Raw genomic sequence first — 21,284 nt, 5'->3', positions numbered from 1 at the left:
GCCGAAACACGACGATTATTGGCCAGGTTGCGCAAGCCAGCCAAGAGGCATACCCCTACCCTGACCGCCTCAACCCTGGCCCGAGGCCCACACCATGCTCTATCCCCTGCTTGGCCTGTTCGGCCTGTGCGCCGGCGTCACCACCTTGCTGTTTGGCTTCGGCGGCGGGTTCTTCGCCGTGCCGCTGTTCTATGCCCTGCTGCTGGCCAGCCATGGCGCGGGGACGGCCGTGGCCCAGCACGCCATGCAGATCGCCGTGGCCACCTCGGCCACGGTGATGATCTTCAGCAGCGCCCTGGCCACCTGGCGCCATCACCGCGCGGGCAGCCTGCGCTGGGACCTGGTGCGACCACTGGCGCCGGCCATCGCCCTCGGCGCGCTGCTCGGGGCCTGGGCGGTGCTGTACCTGGCCAGCGCCTGGCTGCGCTGGCTGTTCATCGCCTACCTGGCGCTGAGCCTGCTGGACGCCTGGCTGCGCCCGGGCTTCGTCCGCGCTGGCGAACATCGCCTGGCGCCCCTGGGCAGTACCGGCGCCAGCCTGGTCGGCGTGCCCATCGGCGCCCTGGCAGCGTTGCTCGGGGTGGGCGGCAGCGTGATGACCGTGCCACTGATGCGCCGCCGCGGCGCCAGCATGCGAACCGCCACGGCCATGGCCAACCCGCTGTCGCTGCCCATGGCCCTGGCGGCCACGCTGGTCTATGCGCTGCTGCCGGCTGGCCAGCTCGACCTTGGCCCGGGCCTGCTGGGCTTCATCGACCTGCGCGCGGCCCTGGTGATGACCGTCGGCGCCTGGCTCGGCATGCACCTGGCCGCGCCACTGCTCGGGCGCATCCCCGACAGCGTGCATGCCCGGGCCTACCTGGCGCTGCTGGCCTGCGTGCTGCTGGTGATGCTGGTCAACGGCCGCTAAGGCTGGCGAATGGCCACGGCGACGCGGTAGGCTGCGTCCTGCACTCACCAAGGAAGGCACTGCATGAAGACGTTCGATCGCCTGCTGCTCGCCAGCGGCCTGCTCATCCCCCTCTGGCTGCTGCTGGGCGTCACCCTGACGGCGCTGGCCTACCCCGGCTACGACCACCTGCAACAAGCCATGAGCCAGCTCGGCGCGGTCGGCGCCCCCACCCACGGGCTGTCGCCCTGGGCCAACAATTTCCCGCTGGCCCTGTTGTTCGCACTGTTCGCCTGGGGCCTGGCGCGGCGCTGGCGGCGCTCGAAGCTGGCACGGCTGAGCGCCCTGCTGGTGCTGTTGCATGGCCTGGGCAGCCTGGTGACCGGCGGGTTTGCCTGTGACCAGGGCTGCGCGCCGCTGGAGCCATCGTTCTCGCAACAGATGCACAACCTAGGCGGCCTGCTGATGTTCCTTTCGCTGACGCTCGCCAGCGTGTTGTGGATCGGCCTGGGCATGCGCCTTGCCCGATCCCCGGGGCTGGCCTGGGGGTCGCTGCTGAGCGCTGTACTGGCGGTGGTTACCGTAGTGTTGATGACCCAGGCCGTGCACAGCGGTGAACTGTTCGGTCTCTACCAGCGCCTGAACTACGGCGTCGGCGTGCTGTGGATCGCGGCGCTGGCCCTGCAGTCGCTGCGCAGGCGCCAGCACGGTGGCCTGCAAATGGCCATCGCCTGACGGCAAACTGCTGGCCCCCAGGCGTCGGAAGCAAAGGCAAACTTTGTTTTCCTTCAGATGCTTAGGACAGCAACATGCGAGTGATTCTAGCAACCGTGGCCGGCTGCCTGCTGGCCACCGCCGCCTTCGGCGCCCAGGCCCGGGCACTGAGCCAGAACGATCGCCAGGTGTGCGGCTGGGGCGCGCAGATCGCCGCCGAGGCGCAGCAGGCCAAGCTTTCCGGCGTCACCCTGTACGCCACGCGCAAGAAGCTGCAGGCGCGCAAGTTCGCCAAGCCGTGGATGCGCATGACGGCCTTCGGCATCACCGAGCAGACCTACAACAGCCGGTCTCGGCTGAAGCCGACGGCGATCAAGCAGACGTATTACGAGCAGTGCGTACAACACGCGATAGCGAAAAGATAAATTCTTTATATTCAATAGCTTATTAACTATATGTAATGTCATGCATCACTATGAGTTGTCATGATTTTCACCCCTCTCAGGCTGCACGGCAGCTTTGTCGCCGGGGGCAAATGACTCGGTAATCGGATAGCAGGGTCTACGCTGAAGGGTTCACGACAACGAGATCCCTGCCCATGCCCTTGCGATTCTGTTCATTGGCCCTTGCCCTGGCCTGTGCCACCGCCCAGGCCGCCGACCCGACGCCCCAGGAACTGTTCAGCCAGGCCCAGGCCGAACAGCCTCATTACCTGGAGACCCTCAAGACCCTGGTGGCAGTGGACACCGGCACCGGCACCGAACCCGGCCTGAAACAGGTCGGCAGCGAACTGGTGAAACGCCTCGAGGCCCTCGGTGCCAAGGTCAGCACCCAGCCGGCCACGCCCTCGGTGGGCGACAATATCGTCGGCACCCTCAAGGGCAGCGGCGACAAGGACTTCCTGCTGATGGTCCACTACGACACGGTGTTCGGCCCCGGCACCGTGGCCAAGCGCCCGTTCCGGATCGATGGGGAACGCGCCTACGGCCCCGGCGTGGCCGACGCCAAGGGCGGCGTGGCGATGATCCTGCATGCGCTGAAACTGCTACAGGACCAGCAGTACAAGGGCTACCGCACCCTCACCGTGCTGTTCAACCCGGACGAGGAGATGGGCTCGGCCGGCTCGCGGCAACTGATCGCCGAGCTGGCACGCAAGCACGATTTCGTCTTCTCCTACGAGCCGCCGGACAAGGACGCGGTCACCGTCGCCACCAACGGCATCAACCGCCTCAAGCTCGAGGTCAAGGGCCGCGCCTCCCACGCCGGCTCCGCCCCGGAAGCCGGGCGCAACGCGCTGGTGGAGCTGGCGCACCAGTTGCTGCAGTTGAACGACCTCGGCGACAAGGGCAAGGGCACCACCGTCAACTGGACCCTGGCCAAGGCCGGGGAAAAGGCCAATATCATTCCCGCCCAGGCCAGCGCCGAGGCCGACATGCGCTACTCCGACCTGAGCGAGACCGAGCGGGTGCAGGAAGACGCCCTGCGGATCATCAAGAAACAGCTTGTAGCCGATACCCAGGTCGAGCTGGTCGTGGAAAAAGGCCGCCCGCCGCTGGCCAGGAACGACGCCTCCACGGAGCTTGCGCAAACGGCGCGGCAGCTCTACAGCAAGATCGACCGGCAGTTGCAGCCGATCGCCATGCGCTTCGGCACCGACGCCGGCTACGCCTACGTGCCCGACAGCGACAAGCCGGCGGTGCTGGAAACGCTGGGTGTGGTCGGCGCCGGCCTGCATGGCGACGACGAGTACATGGAGATCGCCAGCGTGGCGCCACGCTTGTACCTGACGGTGGCGATGATCCGGCACCTGGCGCAGTAAGCCTGCATGAACATCCTTTACGACGAACGTGTCGATGGACCGTTACCGGCCGTGGACAAGCCGGCACTGCTGGCCGCCCTGCGCGAGGCCCTCCCCGATCTGCAGATCCTGCACCGCAGCGAAGACCTCAAGCCCTACGAGTGCGACGGCCTCTCGGCCTACCGTTCGTTGCCGCTGCTGGTGGCGCTGCCCGAGCGCCTGGAGCAGGTGCAGGCGTTAATGCGGCTCTGCCACCAGCGCGGCGTGCCGGTGGTGGCGCGCGGCGCCGGCACCGGCCTGTCCGGCGGCGCCCTGCCGTTGAGCCAGGGCATCCTGCTGGTGATGGCGCGCTTCAACCGCATCCTCGAAGTCAACCCGCAGGGCCGCTTCGCCCGGGTCCAGCCTGGCGTGCGCAACCTGGCGATCTCCCAGGCGGCGGCGCCCCATGGGCTGTACTACGCGCCCGATCCTTCCTCGCAGATCGCCTGCTCGATCGGCGGCAATGTCGCCGAAAATGCCGGTGGCGTGCATTGCCTGAAATACGGCCTGACCGTGCACAACCTGCTCAAGGTGGAGATCCTCACCGTCGAAGGCGAACGCCTGGTACTGGGCAGCGACGCCCTGGACAGCCCCGGTTTCGACCTGCTGGCGTTGTTTACCGGCTCCGAGGGCATGCTCGGCATCGTCACCGAAGTCACCGTCAAGCTGCTGCCCAGGCCGCAGGTGGCGCGGGTACTGCTGGCCAGCTTCGACAGCGTCGAGGATGCCGGGGGCGCGGTGGCCGAGATCATCGGCGCCGGGATCATCCCGGCTGGGCTCGAGATGATGGACAACCTGGCGATTCGCGCCGCCGAGGACTTCATCCATGCCGGCTACCCGCTGGACGCGGCGGCGATCCTGCTGTGCGAGCTCGACGGCGTCGAGGCCGACGTGCAGGACGACTGCGCCCGGGTCGATGCCGTGCTGCGCAAGGCCGGCGCCCGCGAGGTGCGCCTGGCCTGCGACGAAGCCGAGCGCGTGCGCTTCTGGGCCGGGCGCAAGAATGCCTTCCCGGCGGTGGGGCGCATTTCCCCGGACTACTACTGCATGGATGGCACCATCCCGCGCCGCGAGCTGCCGCGGGTGCTCAAGGGCATCAGCGCGCTTTCCCGGCAGTACGGCCTGCGGGTGGCCAATGTGTTCCATGCCGGCGACGGCAACCTGCACCCGCTGATCCTGTTCGATGCCAACCTGCCCGGTGAACTGGAGCGCGCCGAGGCCATCGGCGGGCAGATCCTCGAACTGTGCGTGGCCGTCGGCGGCAGCATCACTGGCGAACACGGCGTAGGACGGGAGAAGATCAACCAGATGTGCGCGCAGTTCAACAGCGACGAGATCACCCTGTTCCACGCGGTCAAGGCCGCCTTCGACCCACGGGGCCTGCTCAACCCGGGCAAGAACATCCCCACCCTGCAGCGCTGCGCCGAGTTCGGCGCGCTGCATGTACACCACGGGCAACTGCCCTTCCCCGACCTGGAGCGTTTCTGATGGACAGGGACCTCGGCCAGGACCTGCTGGAGCAGGTCAACCAGGCGCTGAACCGGCGCACCCCGCTGCGCATCCAGGGCGGCAACAGCAAGGCCATGCTCGGTCGCCCGGTGACCGGGCAGGTCATCGACACCCGTGGCCACCGCGGCATCGTCGGCTACGACCCCACCGAGCTGGTGCTCACCGCCCGCGCCGGCACGCCCCTGCGGGAGGTCGAGGCGACGCTGCACGAGGCCGGGCAGATGCTGGCCTGCGAGCCACCGCACCTGGGCCCCGAGGCGACGCTGGGCGGCATGGTCGCGGCCGGGCTGTCGGGGCCACGCCGGCCCTGGGCCGGGTCGGTGCGTGACTATGTCCTCGGCACCCGGCTGATCACCGGCCACGGCAAGCTCCTGCGCTTTGGTGGTGAGGTGATGAAGAATGTCGCCGGCTACGACGTGGCGCGGCTGATGGCGGGCAGCTTCGGCTGCCTGGGGCTGCTCACCGAAGTGTCACTCAAGGTGCTGCCGCAACCGCGCCAATGCCTGGGCCTGCGCCTGGAGATGAGCACGCAGCAGGCACTCGCCGCACTCGCCGAATGGGGCCGACAAGCGCTGCCAGTCAGCGCCGCCTGCCATGACGGCGAGGCGCTGCATCTGCGCCTGGAGGGCGGCGAAGGTTCGGTGCGCTCGGCCCGTGAGCGCCTGGGTGGTGAAGCGTTCGACACAGGCTTCTGGCAAGACCTGCGCGAGCAGCGCCTGGCGTTCTTCACCGCACCCGCAACGCTGTGGCGGCTGTCCCTGCCCATTGCCTGCGGTGCACTCGAACTGCCGGGACAGCAGTTGATCGACTGGGGTGGCGCCCAGCGCTGGCTCAAGTCCGACGCCCCGGCGTCCGTCATCCGGGCATTGGCGGCCGAGGCCGGCGGTCATGCCACCGCCTACGCGCCCGGCGACGACAGCAGTGCCCCACTCGATCCGCTGACGCTGCGCTATCACCAGGCGCTGAAACGCCAACTCGATCCCCAGGGTGTGTTCAACCCTGGCCGCCTGTACGCCCATCTGTGAGGCCATGGCATGCAAACCCACCTGAGCGAATCCGCCCGCCAGCTGCCCCGCGCCGACGAGGCCGAACGCATCCTGCGTTCCTGCGTGCATTGCGGGTTCTGCACCGCCACCTGCCCCACCTACCAGTTGCTCGGCGATGAGCTGGACGGGCCTCGCGGGCGCATCTACCTGATCAAGCAGGTGCTCGAAGGCGAACCGGCGGGCACCAGCACCCAGGCGCACCTGGACCGCTGCCTGAGCTGTCGCAACTGTGAGACCACCTGCCCGTCGGGGGTGGAATACCACAACCTGCTCGACATCGGCCGCGCCGTGGTCGAACGGCAGGTCCCCCGGCCGCCGGGGCAACGCCTGCTGCGCGCGGGCCTGCGCGCCGTGGTGCCGAGGCCGGGCGCATTCAAGGCGCTTGTGCGCGCCGGGCAGGCCCTGTATCCCCTGCTCCCGGCCAGCCTCAAGGACAAGCTGCCGGCGCAGGTCGTCACCCCGGGCCAACGTCCGATGCCGCGCCACACCCGTCGCGTGCTGCTGCTCGAAGGCTGCGTGCAGCAGGCCCTTTCACCCAACACCAATGCCGCCGCCACTCGCCTGCTCGACCGGCTAGGCATCAGCGTCGAACCGATCCACCAGGCCGGTTGCTGCGGCGCCGTGGACTATCACCTGGATGCCCAGGCACGAGGCCTCGACCGCGCCCGACGCAACATCGACGCCTGGTGGCCGGCCATCGAGGCCGGCGCCGAGGCCATCGTGCAAACCGCCAGCGGCTGCGGCGCCTTTGTCCGCGACTATGGCCACCTGCTTCAACAAGACCCACGCTACGCCGCCAAGGCCGCTCGGGTCAGCGCCCTGTCTCGTGACCTGGTACAGGTGCTGCAGGCCGAGCCACTGGAGCATCTGGGTCTATGCGCCGAGCAGCGCCTGGCATTCCACTGCCCCTGCACCCTGCAGCACGCCCTCAAGCTTGGCGGCGCGGTGGAAGGTCTGCTGGCCCGGCTGGGCTTTCATCTCACCCAGGTGCCGGATAGCCACTTGTGCTGCGGCTCGGCCGGCACCTATTCACTGACCCAGCCGGCGCTGGCGCGCCAGCTGCGCGACAACCGCCTCAATGCCCTGGAAAGCGACAACCCATTGGTCATCGCCACTGCCAACATCGGCTGCCAGCTGCACCTCGGCGGCGCCGGTCGCACGCCGGTGCGGCACTGGATCGAAATCGTCGAGGCGGCACTTGAGCCCGGCGCTGTCGAGGCCGCGGAAATTGTGCCCCGCACCTGACGCGGATCAAGGCGATGTTCAACCTGGTGCCTGTAATTTCGGAACCCTCCTACCGAAAGTACGGAAGCTTCTAGATTGTTGCCCCACCCTCGGCAAAACATCATCAGGACTGGAGACGTGACCGCCGCCCCGGCGCGGCCAACCCCATCCAGACGAGGCCATGCCATGCCCACAAATGCTCATCGCCCTACCCGCGAACTGCGCCACACCCTGCGTCAACTGTTGGCCCACGAGGTCAGCAACCCCGACGACAACCCGCACCTGTCCGGGGTGCGGTTCTTCTGCGCCACCGATGAACACACCCGCCAGCTGATCGAGCGTGTCGAGCTGCTCGCCAGCGAAGCCTTCTTCGATGCCAAGGGCCGCGCCATCCCCGCGCGCATGCGCGAAGCGGCGGTGGATGGCGTATGCATCCAACAGAAACGCAAGGCCTGCGAGGACGAGACGGTGATTCGCATCGCATTGCCGGAAAAAGGCTACATCACCATCAGTACCGCTCGCCTGTGAACACGCCGCCCTGCAGGAAATTAATTGCCCAGACCTTTCGGTCTGCGTGGGAGCAGGCTGGTGATGCTGATCCCTGTTCGACAGCGCAGCCACCTACAGGGCCCCTTGCAGCTTTGTCGATAAACCCCGAAGCTTTTACACCCCCTGCGCTTCGGACACCCTCCCCCCGATGGAACTGCACATCCGCCTCGAAGGCCGCAAAGGCCTGACCGACCAGCTCTACCAGCAGCTGCGCGCCGGCATCGACAGCGGCCACCTGGCCGCCGGCACCCAACTGCCACCCACACGCCTGTTGGCCGAGCAGTTGGGCGTTTCGCGCAAGACCGTGGCCGAAGCCTATTCGCGCCTGACCTACGACAACCTGCTCAGCGGCGTGGTCGGCCGCGGTACCTTCATCACCCCGCGCCACACGCCGCGCCAGGGCGACAGCGACAACATCCCTCTGGCCGCCGCCGACACCCTCGAACGCTGGCGCCAGCGCGCCACGGTGCTGGGTCGGCGGGCGCTGGACGCGCCGTCGCGCTACGACTTCATCGGCGGCGCCTCGAGCAAGGCGCAGTTCCCCTACGACCACTGGCGCAGCTGCATGAACTACGCCCTGCGCCGCAGCCAGCGCCACCCCGACCGACAGTTTTCCGCCCAGGGCCTGCCCGAGCTGCGCGAGGCCATCGCCCACCAGATCGCCTTCACCCGCGGCATCCAGTGCACTGCAAGTGACGTGCTGGTATGCAACGGTGCCCAGCAGGCCCTCGACCTGATCGCCCGGGTGCTGGTCGAGCCCGGCTGCAAGGTAGCCATGGAAGACCCGGGCTACCCACCGGCGCGCCAGCTGTTCCTGGCCCTGGGCGCGCGCCTGCAGTCGGTGCCGGTGGACGACCAGGGGCTGTGCGTCGAGCAGATCGAGGACGGCACCCGGCTGATCTACGTGACACCCTCGCACCAGTTTCCGCTCGGCATGCCCATGGCCGAGCCGCGGCGCCAGGCGCTGCTGGCCCGGGCTGCCGAGCTCGGCGCGCTGATCATCGAGGACGACTACGACTGCGAGTTCCGCTACCAGGGGCCGGCCGCCGAAGCCCTGCTGCGCCTGGACCGACATGGCCTGGTGGCCTACGTCGGGACCTTCTCCAAGACCCTGCTGCCGGAGCTGCGCCTGGGCTATGCGGTGCTGCCGCCGGCCGTGCTGCAGGCCGCCTGCGTGGCCAAGCACCTGAGCGACTGGCACAGCCCGAGCCTGCAGCAATGGGCCCTGGCGCGGTTCATCAGCGAAGGTCACCTGAACAAGCACATTCGCCGTTGCCACGAGGTGTACAGCGCCCGCCGCGAGCGGATCCTGGCACGCCTGGGCGGCGACCTGGCGCCGTGGTTCGACGCGGTGCCGGCCAGCGCCGGCTTTCACCTGAGCGCGCTGGCCAAGCCGGGGGTGGATATCGAGCTGTTGATCAACCTGGCGCGCAAGGTAGAAGTCGGCCTCTACTCCCTGGCCCCGTTCTTCAGCGAAGCGCCGGTCAGGCCGGGGCTGCTGTTCGGCTTCGGTGCCATCGAGCTGCTGGACATCGACCCGGCGCTGGACCGGGTCGGCGACACCCTGCAGCGCCTCAGTTGAGCGCCGCCACAGTCGCTTGCCCCTCACGGGCGATGGCCCGGGCATAGCCCTTCGGGGCAAAGCACACGGTCACCAGCAGCATCGCCAGCACGGTGCAGGTGAGCAGGGTCCAGGAGGCCTGGAAGTCGCCGCTGGCATCACGCAACCAGCCGGTGATGTACGGCACGATACCGGTGACGATAAAGCCCACACCCTGGACGAAAGCCGCCAGGCTGCCGGCTTCGCCGGGCGTGCGCAGGTGCTCCAGGGTCAGCGTCAGGCTCAGGCTGAAGCACGCGCCCAGGCCCAGGCCGATCAGCGCCACCCACAAGCCCATGTCGCTGGCCGGCGCCAGCAGCAGGCCAAGGAAGCCAGCGAGCTGGATCAGCAAGGCCAGCCACAGGCCCGGCCGCCGATCGACCAGTCGCCGCAGCAGCAACGGCAGGCCCAGGGCACCGCAGACCTGGAAGATGGTCATCAGACCAACCAGCTCGCCGCCACCCTGGGCCGTGCCGCCGTGCTCGAGGTGATAGGCTGGCAACCAGGCGACCATGCTCGTGTAGCCACCATTGATCAGCCCGAAGTAAAGCGCCAGCAGCCAGGCCCGGCGGTTGCCGAACCAGTGCCCGCCGCCACCACCGGCCAGGGCCGGTGTGTCCTGGCGCGGACGCAGGACAGTCCACGCCACGATCGCCAGCAGCGCCGGCAACGCCCACAGGCCAAGGCCGAACTGCCAATGGCCAAAATACGCGGTGATCGATGGGCCAAGCACCGCCGCCAGGCCACCGCCGCTCATCAACGCCGCCGAATACAGCCCCATGGTCGCCGCCAGGCGGCCGGGGAACCAGCGGTTGACCAGCCCCGGCATCATGCCCTGCACCACGGCGACACCGAGGCCTGCGACCACCGCGCTTACGATCAGCGCCCAGGCGCTGTCCAGCTGCAGGCGCCACAGGCACGCCAGGGCGATGGCCGCCAGCCCCGCCAGCATGCCGCCATGCTCGCTCAGCCAGCGCCGCAGCCAGGGTTGCAGGAGCGGCACCAGGCCCATGCACAGCACCGGCAATGCGGTCAGCAGCGCCGCCTGCTGGTAGCCCAGGCCAGTGCTCTGGCGCATCGGTTCGAGCAGCGGGCCAATGCTGGTGAGAATCGGCCGCAGGTTCAACGCCAGCAGCACCACCAGCAACAGGTTCAACGCGCCCCTCATGCTTCGCCGGCCTGCTGCCATTCACGGTACAGGCCGCTTTCACCCGCCGGTTTCAGCGGGCGCAGCGGCAGGCTCTGCTGCTGTGGCGGGCGGGCCATCTGCGCATAAACCGCCGCGGTGGACAAACCATAGGGCTCGCCCTCGTCATTGTCGTAGGCAAACCAGGCGCGCTCGATGCCGCACAAGTGCATGGCGGCCAGGCACATCGGGCACGGATGGCCACTGGCGTATATCTCGGCCCCGTCCAGGCGCGCCCGGCCGAGCACCTGGGCGGCCTGGCGGATGGCCTGCATCTCGGCGTGGCTGGTGGGGTCCTGGGTGCTGTGGATCTGGTTGACGGCACGGGCGATTACCTGCCCCTGGTGGACCAGCACGGCGCCAAAGGGGCGGCCACCGGCCTGGATATTGGCGCGGGCAAGCTCGAGGGCCTCGCGCATGAATCGATCTGCGGACATGAAACGGTTCTCAGGTGAAGACCTGCCCATTATCCCGCCTCGGCCGCCCTGGCAGAAATGAAGAGATTGGATGCCTGTCAGTGCGCATCCGAATGGTGGATTGGCCTCCTGGCAAAGCGCGGGATTGGCTATTCGGCGCGGCGCGGCCTGGCGCTAAGGTAGTGCCACTTTCCTCTTGTCGAACTGGAGCCTCACCATGCATGACCGTATCGAATGGGCCAAACACTCGCCGGAAGCCTACAAGGCCATGATCGGCCTCGAGCAGGCGCTGGTCGCCTCGGGCCTGGAGCATTCGCTGCTCGAACTGATCCGCCTGCGCGCCTCGCAGATCAATGGCTGCGCCTACTGCGTGAACATGCACGCCAACGATGCGCGCAAGGCCGGTGAAACCGAGGCGCGCCTGCAGACCCTGAGCGTCTGGCGCGAGACCCGCTACTTCAGCGAGCGCGAGCGAGCCGCCCTGGCCTGGGTCGAAAGCCTGACCCGCCTGCCCGAGCATGGCGCGCCGCAGGACGAATACCAGGCGCTGCTGGAGCACTTCAGTGCCAAGGAGATCGCCAACCTGACCCTGGCCATCGCCACCATCAATGCCTGGAACCGCTTCGGCGTGGGCTTTGCCATGGTGCCGGCATAACCGCTCAGGGCGCCTGCAACAGCACCGCCCGGGCCAACTGCTCACGCAACCACTGATGTGCAGGATCGCGGTGCACCCGCTCCGGCCACAGCATCAGCATCTCGAAGCCCGGCACCGCCAAAGGCGCCTCCACCACCCTGAGGGCCGGATTCCCGGCCACCAGGCGCTGCGGCAGCATGGCCACCAGGTCGCTGTCGACCAGCATCGCCGCAAGCCCCGAGAAGCGCGGTACCGACAGCACCACATTGCGCGCCAGGCCCTGCTTGGCCAGGGCGTCGTCGGTGGGCCCCGTGAAACCTCCACCGTCGGGCGAGACGATGACATGCTCCAGCGCACAGAACTGCTTGAGCGTTGGCCGACGCCTGAGGCGCGGGTGATCGACACGCCCGGCCAGCACGTAGCGGTCGGCGAACAACGGACGCTGGCGCAAACCAGGCGGTGCATCGATGGCGATATGGAAGGCCAGGTCCAGCTCACCCTGCTCGGCCTTGCGCACCAGCGTCGGCGGGTTCATGTCGACGATCGCCAGGCGCGTGCCGGGGGCGGCCGCGCGCAGTGCGCCCAGCGCAGGACGCAGGATGGTCGCTTCGGTGTAGTCGGTCGCGGCCACCCGCCAGGTCAGCTGCGCCAGGGCCGGGTCGAATGGCCGCTCGGCGGCGATGGCCAGGCGCAACGCTTCCAGGGCCTGGCTCAAGGGCTCGCGCAGCACCAGGGCGCGGGCGGTCGGGCGCATGCCGCGAGCCCCCGGCAACAGCAACGGATCGCCCAATGCATCGCGCAGCCGTGCCAGCTGCACGCTGACCGTCGGCTGGGCGAGGTGCAGGCGTTCGGCGGCGCGGGTGACGTTGAGTTCGGCAAGCAGCGCGTCGAGGGTGACCAGCAGGTTCAGGTCCAGACTTCGCAATGAATCATGCATGGCAATACCTGCAATTTCATCTATTCATTTCAACAATATTCCGGGTATCCGCATGCTTTGGCCATCCCCTACTGGAGCCCGACCATGAATATCCTGATCGTCTACGCCCATCCCGAACCCCGCTCGCTCAATGCCGCCCTCAAGGACTTCGCCGTCCGTCATCTCGAAGACCAGGGCCACCATGTCCAGGTCTCGGACCTCTATGCGATGAAGTTCAAGGCCGTGCTGGACGCCGACGACAGCGTCGAACACCCCGCCGATGAACGCTTCAGTCCCTCCGACGCCTCGCGCCGGGCGTTCGCCGACGGCACCCAGGCGGCCGACATCGTCGCCGAACAGGCCAAGCTGCAGTGGGCCGACGCAGTGATCCTGCAGTTTCCGCTGTGGTGGTTCGGCCTGCCGGCGATCCTCAAGGGCTGGGTCGAGCGGGTGTACGCCTATGGCTTCGCCTTCGGTGTCGGCGAGCACTCCGACCGGCACTGGGGGGATCGCTACGGCGAGGGCCGGCTGGCGGGCAAGCGCGCCATGCTGATGGTCAGCATGGGTGGCTGGGCCTCGCACTACAGCGAGCGCGGCATCAACGGGCCGCTCAACGATGTCCTGTTTCCGATCCAGCACGGCATCCTGTTCTACCCGGGGTTCGAGGTGCTGCCGCCGTTTGCGGTGTACCGCACCAGCCGGGTCGATGAGGCGGGCTTTGCGGCGGCGTGCAAGGCGCTGGGCAAGCGGCTCGATGGATTGTGGCGTGATGCGCCCATTCCGTTCCGGCGGCAGAACGGCGGGGATTATGCGATCCCGGCGTTGACCCTGCGGCCAGAGCTTGCGCCTGGCCGGGATGGATTGGGTGTGCATGTTGCCGACTAGGTGCCCGCCACAACCCTTGCAGCGCCTGTGAGATCGAGCGCCGCCCGCGCGGCGCATCGCGGCACAAGGCCGCTCCCACATCTGTTTCGGGCCAGTCAATCCTGTGCCATTACCTGGTCCGCCTTGTGCGTACGACGCGGTTTCAGTGTGGGCACCACTGGCGCCTCACCTGCCTCAAGACATGCACCAAGGCGGGCAACCATGGCCTGACAGGTTCGGCACGTTGCAACAAATGTGGGAGCGGGCTAGTCCCGCGATGCGCCGCGCGGGCGGCGCTCGATCTCATAGGCGCCACAACCCTGTCGGCGGACACCATCGATCACCACTCTGACACAATTATTTTCACCATATTGATTAATGAAATATTTCATGTCATTTTCTTCTCCGTGCCCAGGCCCCTCCCAAACAGGGTCCTGGACGGTACGCCCCACCCACCGGAGTCAAGAACATGAACAAGACAGGACTTCTCGGCGCGCTGGCACTCTGTGCCTGCAGCGTCTTCGCCCAGGCCGACGACGCCAGCCTGCGCCTCGGCATCGAGGCCGCCTACCCGCCCTTCTCCTACCGCACCCCTGAAGGCGAGCTCGCCGGCTTCGACTACGACATCGGCAATGCCCTCTGTGCACAGATGCAGGTCAAGTGCCAGTGGGTGATCCAGGAGTTCGACGGCATGATCCCGTCGCTGAAGGTGCGCAAGATCGACGCGGTGCTGTCGTCGATGTCGATCACCGAGGATCGCTTGAAGTCGGTCGACTTCACCGACAAGTACTACCAGACCCCCGGCAAGTTCGCGATGAAGGCCGGCAGCCGGCTCGACACCCCGGCGGTGGACCTCAAGGGCCGCAAGGTCGGGGTGCAGCGCTCGTCCACCTATGACCGCTTCGCCACCGAGCAACTGGAGCCGGCGGGGGTCGAGATCGTCCGCTACGCCTCGCAGAACGAAGCCTTCCTCGACCTGGTGTCCGGGCGCCTGGATGCCACCCTCGCCGATATCGTCAACACCGAGGAGAGCTTCATCAAGACCCCGGCCGGCCAGGGCTTCGCCCTGGTCGGCCCGGACATCGCCGACCCGCACTACTTCGGCCGCGGCGCCGGCATCGCCGTGCGCAAGGGCGACAGCGCCAACCTGGCGCGGCTCAACGCCGCCATCGCCGCGATCCGCGCCAATGGCACCTACCAGCAGGTGCAGCGCAAGTACTTCCCGTTCGACATCTACGGCCAATAGCGCAGGCTGACGAGGGTTTTCATCATGCTTCACGGCTACGGATCGAGCATTCTCGATGGCGCCTGGCTGAGCATCCACCTGGCCCTGCTGGCGATGGCACTGGCCATCGGCCTGGGCCTGTTCGGTGCGGCCTGTCGCCTGTCCCCCCTGAAATGGCTGGCGGTACCGGGCGAGGTCTACACCACGGTGGTGCGCGGTATTCCCGACCTGGTCCTGATCCTGCTGGTGTTCTATGGCGGCCAGGACCTGGTCAACCGCCTGGCGCTGGCACTGGGTTACGAGCAGTACATCGACATCAATCCCTTCGTCGCCGGGGTCTGCACCTTGGGCTTCATCTTCGGTGCCTACCTCTCGGAGACCTTTCGCGGCGCCTTCCTGGCCATCCCCAAAGGCCAGGCCGAGGCCGGTATGGCCTACGGCATGAGCGCCCTGCAGGTGTTTGTGCGGATCAGCCTGCCACAGATGGTGCGCCTGGCGCTGCCGGGCTTCACCAACAACTGGCTGGTGCTGACCAAGTCCACCGCGCTGATCTCGGTGATAGGCCTGCAGGACATGATGTTCAAGGCCAAGAACGCCGCCGACGCCACCCACCAGCCGTTCACCTTCTTCCTCGCCGTGGCGGCGCTGTACCTGCTGCTGACCAGTGCCTCGCTGCTGCTGTTGCGCGGCGTGGAGAAACGTTACTCGGTCGGCTTCAAAGCCGCCGAGCTCTAGGGGATCTGCCCGATGACACTCGACTATCCGCTGATCTGGCAGAACCTGCCGTTGTACCTCAACGGCATCGCCCTGACCCTCAAGGTGCTGTTGATCTCGCTGGCTTGCGGCCTGGCCCTGGCGATCCCGCTGGGGTTGATGCGGGTCTCGCGCGCGTGCCTGCTGCGCTACCCCGCCTGGCTCTACACCTATGTGATCCGCGGCACGCCGATGCTGGTGCAGCTGTTCCTGATCTACTACGGGCTGGCCCAGTTCGAGGCGGTGCGCCAGAGCCCGTTGTGGCCCTACCTGTCCAGCGCCACGTTCTGCACCTGCCTGGCGTTCGCCATCAACACCAGCGCCTACAGCGCCGAGTTGCTGGCCGGGAGCCTGCGCGCCACGCCGCGTGGCGAGGTGGAGGCGGCCCGCGCCATGGGCATGTCGAGGCTGACGCTGTACCGGCGCATCCTGCTGCCCTCGGCCTTGCGCCGCACCTTGCCGCAGTACGGCAACGAGGTGCTGATGATGCTGCAGACCACCAGCCTGGCCTCGATCGTCACCCTGGTCGACATCACCGGCGCGGCGAAGACCTTCAATGCGCGCTACTACCTGCCGTTCGAGGCGTTCATCACTGCGGGGCTGATCTACCTGGTCCTGACCTTCCTGCTGGTACGCCTGTTCAAACTGGCCGAGCGCCACTGGCTGGCCTACCTCGCCCCCCGCAAGCACTAAGGAGCTTTCATGCAGCACATCGACCATATCCTGCCCTGGAGCGCCTGCGGGACCCAGCGCTCCCTGCGCGTGCTGCGCTTTGGCAGCGGCCCGCGCAAGGCCTACATCCAGGCCTCGCTGCACGCCGACGAGCTGCCGGGGATGCGCGTGGCCATCGAGCTCAAGCGCCGCCTGCTCGAACTCGAGGCGCAAGGTCGGCTGGCAGCAGTGATCGAACTGGTGCCGCTGGCCAACCCGATCGGCATCGGCCAGATGTTCCAGGCCACCCACCAGGGCCGCTTCGAGTTCAACAGCGGCAAGAACTTCAATCGCGACTTCCCGGCGCTGACCGAAGCGCTGGCCGCCCACCTCGAAGGCCGCCTGGGCAGCGATGGCCAGGCCAACGTGACGACTATCCGCCGGGCCATGCTCGAACTGCTCGATGAACTGCCCGCGCCCGACTCGGAGCTCGACGGCCTGCGCCGCCTGCTGCTGCGCCACGCCTGCGACGCCGACCTGGTGCTGGACCTGCACTGCGATTTCGAATCGGTGATGCTGCTGTACGCCATGCCGCAGCACTGGAACCAGCTGCGCCCGCTCGCCGCCCGCCTCGGCGCACAAGTGGCGCTGCTGGCCGAAGGCGCCGGCGGCGATGCCTTCGATGAAGCCTGCGCGGCACCGTGGCTGCACCTGCGCGAGTACTTCCCCGAGGCCGAGATTCCCCTGGCCTGCGTGGCGACCACCATCGAGTTGCGCGGCATGGCCGACACCGAGCGCGAGCAGTGCCAGGCCAGCGCCGAGCAGATCCTCGGCTACCTCGCCGACCAGGGCCTGATCAGCGGGCCGTGGCCGGCCGCGCCGGAGCATTGCTGCCAACCCACGCCCTTCGCCGGCGCGCAGTATGCCTACGCCGAGCACCCGGGGGTGGTCAGCTACCTGCAGCCGCTGGGCGCGCAGGTGCGGGTCGGCGATCCGCTGTTCGAAGTGCTCGATCCGCTCAGCGACCGCCACAGCGTGGTCAGGGCCACCACCGACGGCATCCTCTATGCCCGCGAACGCCTGCGTTTCGCCCAGCCCGGCCTGTGGCTGGCCAAGGTCGCCGGCAGCACCTCCATCCGCCAAGGTCGCTTGCTCAGCGACTGACCCCTGCGAGTACCGACTGATGAACAAACTGCAAATCCACGACCTGCACAAAAGCTACGGCAACCACCAGGTGCTCAAGGGCGTTTCGCTGCAGGCCGACGCCGGTGATGTGATCAGCATCATCGGCTCCAGCGGCTCGGGCAAGAGCACTTTCCTGCGCTGCATCAACCTGCTCGAGCAACCCAATGCCGGGCAGATCCTGGTCAACGGTGAACAGCTCAAGCTGCGCGAGTGCGCCCGCGGCGGGCTGCGCGCGGCAGACCCGCGCCAGCTGCAGCGCCTGCGCGCGCGGTTGAGCATGGTCTTCCAGCACTTCAACCTGTGGTCGCACATGAGCGCCCTGGACAACGTCATGGAAGCCCCGGTGCACGTGCTCGGCATCAACCGCAAGGAGGCCCGGGACAAGGCCGAGCACTACCTGGCCAAGGTCGGCGTCGGCCATCGCCGCGACGCCTACCCCGCGCACATGTCCGGTGGCGAACAGCAACGGGTGGCCATTGCCCGGGCCCTGGCCATGGAGCCCGAGGTGATGCTGTTCGACGAGCCGACCTCGGCGCTCGACCCGGAGCTGGTCGGCGAGGTGCTCAAGGTCATGCAGGACCTGGCCCAGGAGGGCCGCACCATGGTCGTGGTCACCCACGAGATGGGCTTCGCCCGCGAGGTGTCCAACCAGCTGCTGTTCCTCCACCAGGGCCAGGCCGAGGAGCGCGGCGACCCACGCGAAGTGCTGGCCCGGCCGCAGTCCGAACGCCTGCGCCAGTTCCTCGCCGGCAGCCTGAAGTAAGCGCCAGGGCGCTCAACGGCTCCGCCGCCGGGCGCCTTGGGATACACTACCGGCAACTTTCAGGGAGCGTCGCGCCGGATGTCGAGCCATACCAGGAACACCACCGTCTACGCCTCTGCGGTCATGCGCAAGCTGTCGCAGAGCCTGGGCGAACTGCCGCCGTCCCTGCGCAAGGTCGCCGATTACATCCTGCGCCACCCGCTGAAGGCCGCGACCCTGACCATCGAGGAGATGGCCCAGGCCACCGCCACTTCGCCGGCCGCGGTCAACCGCCTGGCCAAGGCCCTGGACCTGGGCGGCTACAGCGGCATGAAAGCCGAGCTGGTGGCGACCCTGCAACAGATGGTTTCGCCGGTGGACAAGCTGCGCAACGAACTGGCCCAGCGCCCGGGTGGCGAGTTCGGCCTGCATGAGCAGATCCAGAGCGCCAGCAGCAACCTGGCGACCACCGCCAGCAACAACCAGGCCGACGCCTTCGAGGCGTTCGTCGGCTGCCTGCTCGAGGCGCGCAAGGTCTATGTGCTGGGGTTCGGCAATAGTGTCTACCTGGCGGGCCTCGCCGCCTCGACCCTGGTGCCGTTCTGCAAGGACACCTGCGCCATCAGCATGGAAGGCGGCAACGAGAACGCCGCCTACCGCCTGGCCGCGATCACCGAACAGGACGTGCTGCTGGCCATCGCCCTGCCACGTTACTCCCAGGACACCCTGCAGCTGTCGCGCTTCGCCCATGAGCGCAAGGCCACCGTGCTGGCCATCACCGACTCCCCGGCCTCGCCGCTGGCGCCGCTGGCCCGTCACGTGCTGTATGCCACCGCCGATCATCCGGTGCTGACCAGCTCCAACATCGCCGTGCTGGCGTTGATCGAGGGCCTGGTGGCCGGGGTCATGGCGCGCAACAAGGAGGCGGTGAAACTGGCCACCGAACTCACCGAAAGCGTGATGTCGTATCTGCATGTGCCAGGTGACAAGTTCAGCAGAAAGTAGGTGCGCCAGACAGCTGGGTAGATCCCCGTGAATTTACTCCGCTCTCCCTGAGCAGCCTTCGGCACTCAATCGGGGCAACAGGTAATCGAGCAACGCCCGTACCTTGGGCAACCCCTCCCGCCTTTTCAGCCAGACCAGATTCATCGGCAATCCCTGCGAGGTGAGCTGCGGCAACACCTCGACCAGCGTGCCACCCTCGATATGCGTTCGGGTCAGCCAGGTCGGCAGCTGGCCGATGCCCAGACCCGCCAGGACCGCGTCGAGCATGCCTTCGCCATCGCCGATGGCCAGGTGTGGCTGGACGATCCTCTGCCTGATCTCGCCCGGCAACCCACCGCCCAGGTACCACGGCGTGACCAGACCTGTGGCCTCGCCATAGCCGATGCACAGGTGGTGCTCCAGGGCCTGCTCGTCCTGTGGCGTGCCGTGTCGCGCCAGGTAGTCGGGCGAGGCGCAGAACGCCAGGCGCTGGGCACCGAAATACCGGTGCCCCAGGGCCGCAGGCCAGGCTTGCGCGCCGCCGATGCGCACCAGGATGTCCACGCCCTCCTGCACCGGGTCGATGTAGCGGTCGGAAAACGACACATGCGGTTGCAACCGCGGATGCGCCTGGGTGAACGCCACGATCAGCGGCAGCACATGCAGTCGGCCAAAGGCGGCCGGCAGATCGATGCGTACCTTGCCGTGGGGGGTGTCGCTTTCGGCGAAGATGGCCTGCTCGGCCTCTTCCAGATCGGCCAGCACGCTGGTGCAGGTCTTGTAGAACAGCGCGCCCGCCTCGGTCAGCGACAGCCTGCGGGTAGTGCGGTTGAACAATCGTGCCCCCAGGCGCGCTTCCAGCCGCGCCACCCCCTTGCTTACCGCCGAGCCACTGAGACTCAGGCGCTCGGCGGCAGCGCTGAAGCTGCCCATCTCGGCCACCGCGACGAAGACGTCGATTCCCTTCAACCGTTCGGATGCGTACATCAGCCACTCCATTGATGACGAAAATTCCGCTACCTGCGGAATTTATCGCCCAGATCAATCCTGGGTTCTCCAATAGGCTACGGCAAAAGCAAGGTGGCCCCAAGCGCCTGCCTGCCCCTTTCACCTGCCCAGGGACCTGGACCATGACCATTGAAACGCAACCTGCACAGCACACGGAAACCGGCCGCTTGCTACCGGTGGCCACCGCGGTGTTCCTCGGCCTGATGACCATGGGCATGCCGCTGGCCAGCGTGCCGCTGTGGGTCCATGGGCAGTTGGGCTACGGCATGCTCATGGTGGGGTGCGTCATGGGCGTCGAGTCGCTGGCCACCCTGCTCACCCGTCATTTCGCCGGGACAGCCGCGGATCGTCGCGGCCCGAAACGGGCGGTGGTTCTGGGTCTGCTGGGCAGCGCGGTCTCCGGCCTCTGCTACCTGCTGGCCGCGCAACTGCAGGACACCCCTGCGGCCAGCCTGGCGGCCGTCATCGCCGGGCGAATCGCCATGGGCTTTGCCCAGAGCCTGCTGTTTACCGGTGGCAGTACCTGGCCGATCGCCCTGTTCGGCGCAGAGCAGGCCGGCAAGGCGCTGTCCTGGATCGGCATCGCCATGTTCGCCGGCATCGCCTGCGGCGCGGCGGTGGCAGCGCAGCTGGGTGAAGTCGCAAGCTTTGCCTGGGTGTCGGCGGTGACGGCGATCATTCCGCTGTTCGGCCTGCTCGTTGCACTGCGCACGCCGGCGGCCCGCCTCGTCCACGCGTCGGGCGCGTCGATGCCCCTGGCGGCGCTGCTGGCCCGAATCTGGCACCCTGGCCTGGTGTTTGCGCTGGCGACCGTGGGCTATGTGTCGGTGTCGTCGTTCATCACCCTGACCTACGCGCACCATCAGTGGAACGGCGCCGGCTATGCCCTCGCGGCGTTCGGCGCCGGTTACGTCTGCGCCCGCCTGTTGTTCGGCGCTCGGGTGGACAACACCGCGGGGCCGGGCATGGCCTTGTCGATGCTGGCCATCGAGGCCATCGGCCAGTTGCTGCTGTGGCTGGCGGCAAGCCCCGCCCAGGCGATGCTGGGGGCGGCACTGAGCGGCTTCGGCGTGTCGATGATCTATCCCTTGCTGGCGCTGGTGGCGCTGCGCGCGGTGCCATTGCACAGCCTGGGGTTGGCCATCGGCTTCTATGACGCCTGCTTCGATATTTCCATCGGCCTGACGGCACCGCTGGCCGGCCTGCTCGCCCGCCAGCAGGGGATACCTGTGGTATTTCTGATCGGCGTGCTGGCCTCGCTGGTGGCGATGCTGGCCGCGCTTTGCGCCTATCGTCACGTGGTCGATGATCCCCGGGCCAGTTGCTCACGCAACCACCCGGGTTGACCCCTC

General features: G+C 67.6%; 22 protein-coding genes. 18 read left to right on the top strand and 4 right to left on the bottom strand.

All coding sequences use genetic code 11. The features are described 5' to 3' along the window. The first annotated feature begins 94 nt into the window (after positions 1–94). From PRtIB026_RS14365 to PRtIB026_RS14325, 9 genes are all read left to right on the top strand, one after another. Positions 95–910, top strand: coding sequence for a sulfite exporter TauE/SafE family protein (locus tag PRtIB026_RS14365; protein ID WP_203646955.1), 816 nt, complete (start codon positions 95–97; stop codon positions 908–910). Between the two features lie 63 nt (positions 911–973). Next, positions 974–1,624, top strand: coding sequence for a DUF998 domain-containing protein (locus PRtIB026_RS14360; protein ID WP_203646957.1), 651 nt, complete (start codon positions 974–976; stop codon positions 1,622–1,624). 74 nt (positions 1,625–1,698) lie between these two features. Then, positions 1,699–2,028, top strand: coding sequence for a hypothetical protein (locus tag PRtIB026_RS14355; protein WP_203646959.1), 330 nt, complete (start codon positions 1,699–1,701; stop codon positions 2,026–2,028). Between the two features lie 173 nt (positions 2,029–2,201). Then, a complete protein-coding gene (locus PRtIB026_RS14350; protein ID WP_203646960.1) occupies positions 2,202–3,422 on the top strand; it encodes a M20/M25/M40 family metallo-hydrolase in 1,221 nt (406 codons plus the stop codon). Between the two features lie 6 nt (positions 3,423–3,428). Next, positions 3,429–4,928 carry a glycolate oxidase subunit GlcD gene (glcD, locus tag PRtIB026_RS14345; RefSeq protein WP_254465110.1) on the top strand — a complete coding sequence of 500 codons (1,500 nt, stop codon included), beginning with the start codon at positions 3,429–3,431 and terminating at the stop codon, positions 4,926–4,928. Continuing rightward, positions 4,928–5,974 carry a glycolate oxidase subunit GlcE gene (gene glcE, locus PRtIB026_RS14340; protein ID WP_203646961.1) on the top strand — a complete coding sequence of 349 codons (1,047 nt, stop codon included), beginning with the start codon at positions 4,928–4,930 and terminating at the stop codon, positions 5,972–5,974. Before glcD ends, glcE begins: the two co-directional genes overlap by 1 nt. Positions 5,975–5,983: 9 nt before the next feature. Next, the gene (gene glcF / locus PRtIB026_RS14335; protein WP_203646962.1) at positions 5,984–7,240 is read left to right on the top strand and encodes a glycolate oxidase subunit GlcF; all 1,257 of its coding nucleotides are present in this window, start codon (positions 5,984–5,986) and stop codon (positions 7,238–7,240) included. Positions 7,241–7,405: 165 nt separating this feature from the next. Beyond that, on the top strand, positions 7,406–7,747 hold the full coding sequence (locus tag PRtIB026_RS14330) for a hypothetical protein (RefSeq protein WP_110738654.1): 342 nt from the start codon (positions 7,406–7,408) through the stop codon (positions 7,745–7,747). A gap of 169 nt (positions 7,748–7,916) precedes the next feature. Continuing rightward, on the top strand, positions 7,917–9,350 hold the full coding sequence (locus tag PRtIB026_RS14325; RefSeq protein ID WP_267812256.1) for a PLP-dependent aminotransferase family protein: 1,434 nt from the start codon (positions 7,917–7,919) through the stop codon (positions 9,348–9,350). On the opposite strand, the gene PRtIB026_RS14320 is transcribed toward PRtIB026_RS14325, so the two are convergent. Continuing rightward, positions 9,343–10,536, bottom strand: coding sequence for a cyanate transporter (locus tag PRtIB026_RS14320; protein ID WP_203646963.1), 1,194 nt, complete (start codon positions 10,534–10,536; stop codon positions 9,343–9,345). The genes PRtIB026_RS14325 and PRtIB026_RS14320 overlap by 8 nt on opposite strands. Next, entirely contained in the window at positions 10,533–10,991 is a 459-nt protein-coding gene (locus tag PRtIB026_RS14315) for a nucleoside deaminase (protein WP_198743857.1), read from the bottom strand. Before PRtIB026_RS14315 ends, PRtIB026_RS14320 begins: the two co-directional genes overlap by 4 nt. Before the next feature lie 196 nt (positions 10,992–11,187). Between PRtIB026_RS14315 and PRtIB026_RS14310 the strand changes: the two genes are divergently transcribed. Next, positions 11,188–11,625: a carboxymuconolactone decarboxylase family protein gene (locus tag PRtIB026_RS14310; protein ID WP_203646964.1), complete on the top strand. Its 438-nt coding sequence runs from the start codon at positions 11,188–11,190 to the stop codon at positions 11,623–11,625. A gap of 4 nt (positions 11,626–11,629) precedes the next feature. On the opposite strand, the gene PRtIB026_RS14305 is transcribed toward PRtIB026_RS14310, so the two are convergent. Further along, positions 11,630–12,541 (bottom strand): LysR family transcriptional regulator, encoded by a 912-nt coding sequence (locus PRtIB026_RS14305; protein ID WP_186714586.1) that lies wholly within the window; start codon positions 12,539–12,541, stop codon positions 11,630–11,632. 84 nt (positions 12,542–12,625) lie between these two features. Here PRtIB026_RS14305 and PRtIB026_RS14300 point away from each other — a divergent pair, with 84 nt between their 5' ends. The 7 genes from PRtIB026_RS14300 to PRtIB026_RS14270 all read left to right on the top strand — a co-directional run bounded on the left by PRtIB026_RS14300 (position 12,626) and on the right by PRtIB026_RS14270 (position 18,945). Next, positions 12,626–13,405 (top strand): NAD(P)H-dependent oxidoreductase, encoded by a 780-nt coding sequence (locus tag PRtIB026_RS14300; protein ID WP_267812254.1) that lies wholly within the window; start codon positions 12,626–12,628, stop codon positions 13,403–13,405. A gap of 448 nt (positions 13,406–13,853) precedes the next feature. Then, entirely contained in the window at positions 13,854–14,630 is a 777-nt protein-coding gene (locus PRtIB026_RS14295; protein WP_203646965.1) for an ABC transporter substrate-binding protein, read from the top strand. 24 nt (positions 14,631–14,654) lie between these two features. Further along, entirely contained in the window at positions 14,655–15,344 is a 690-nt protein-coding gene (locus tag PRtIB026_RS14290; protein ID WP_186735854.1) for an ABC transporter permease, read from the top strand. A 12-nt stretch (positions 15,345–15,356) separates the two neighbouring features. After that, entirely contained in the window at positions 15,357–16,055 is a 699-nt protein-coding gene (locus PRtIB026_RS14285; RefSeq protein ID WP_186714582.1) for an ABC transporter permease, read from the top strand. A gap of 9 nt (positions 16,056–16,064) precedes the next feature. Further along, entirely contained in the window at positions 16,065–17,177 is a 1,113-nt protein-coding gene (locus PRtIB026_RS14280) for a succinylglutamate desuccinylase/aspartoacylase family protein (protein WP_203646967.1), read from the top strand. 19 nt (positions 17,178–17,196) lie between these two features. Continuing rightward, positions 17,197–17,961 (top strand): ABC transporter ATP-binding protein, encoded by a 765-nt coding sequence (locus tag PRtIB026_RS14275; RefSeq protein WP_203646969.1) that lies wholly within the window; start codon positions 17,197–17,199, stop codon positions 17,959–17,961. 78 nt (positions 17,962–18,039) lie between these two features. Next, complete coding sequence (locus PRtIB026_RS14270) at positions 18,040–18,945, top strand: MurR/RpiR family transcriptional regulator (protein WP_203646970.1); 906 nt, start codon at positions 18,040–18,042, stop codon at positions 18,943–18,945. Between the two features lie 33 nt (positions 18,946–18,978). Here the strand turns inward: PRtIB026_RS14270 and PRtIB026_RS14265 are convergent, their stop codons facing one another. Next, the gene (locus PRtIB026_RS14265) at positions 18,979–19,911 is read right to left on the bottom strand and encodes a LysR family transcriptional regulator (protein ID WP_203646971.1); all 933 of its coding nucleotides are present in this window, start codon (positions 19,909–19,911) and stop codon (positions 18,979–18,981) included. 143 nt (positions 19,912–20,054) lie between these two features. On the opposite strand from PRtIB026_RS14265, the gene PRtIB026_RS14260 reads away from it, so the two are divergent. Then, the gene (locus tag PRtIB026_RS14260; protein ID WP_267812247.1) at positions 20,055–21,278 is read left to right on the top strand and encodes an MFS transporter; all 1,224 of its coding nucleotides are present in this window, start codon (positions 20,055–20,057) and stop codon (positions 21,276–21,278) included. Positions 21,279–21,284 lie beyond the last annotated feature (6 nt).

Source organism: Pseudomonas sp. RtIB026 (assembly GCF_016861355.2).
Taxonomy (GTDB): domain Bacteria; phylum Pseudomonadota; class Gammaproteobacteria; order Pseudomonadales; family Pseudomonadaceae; genus Aquipseudomonas; species Aquipseudomonas peradeniyensis.
This window is presented reverse-complemented; position numbering and strand designations above follow the sequence as displayed.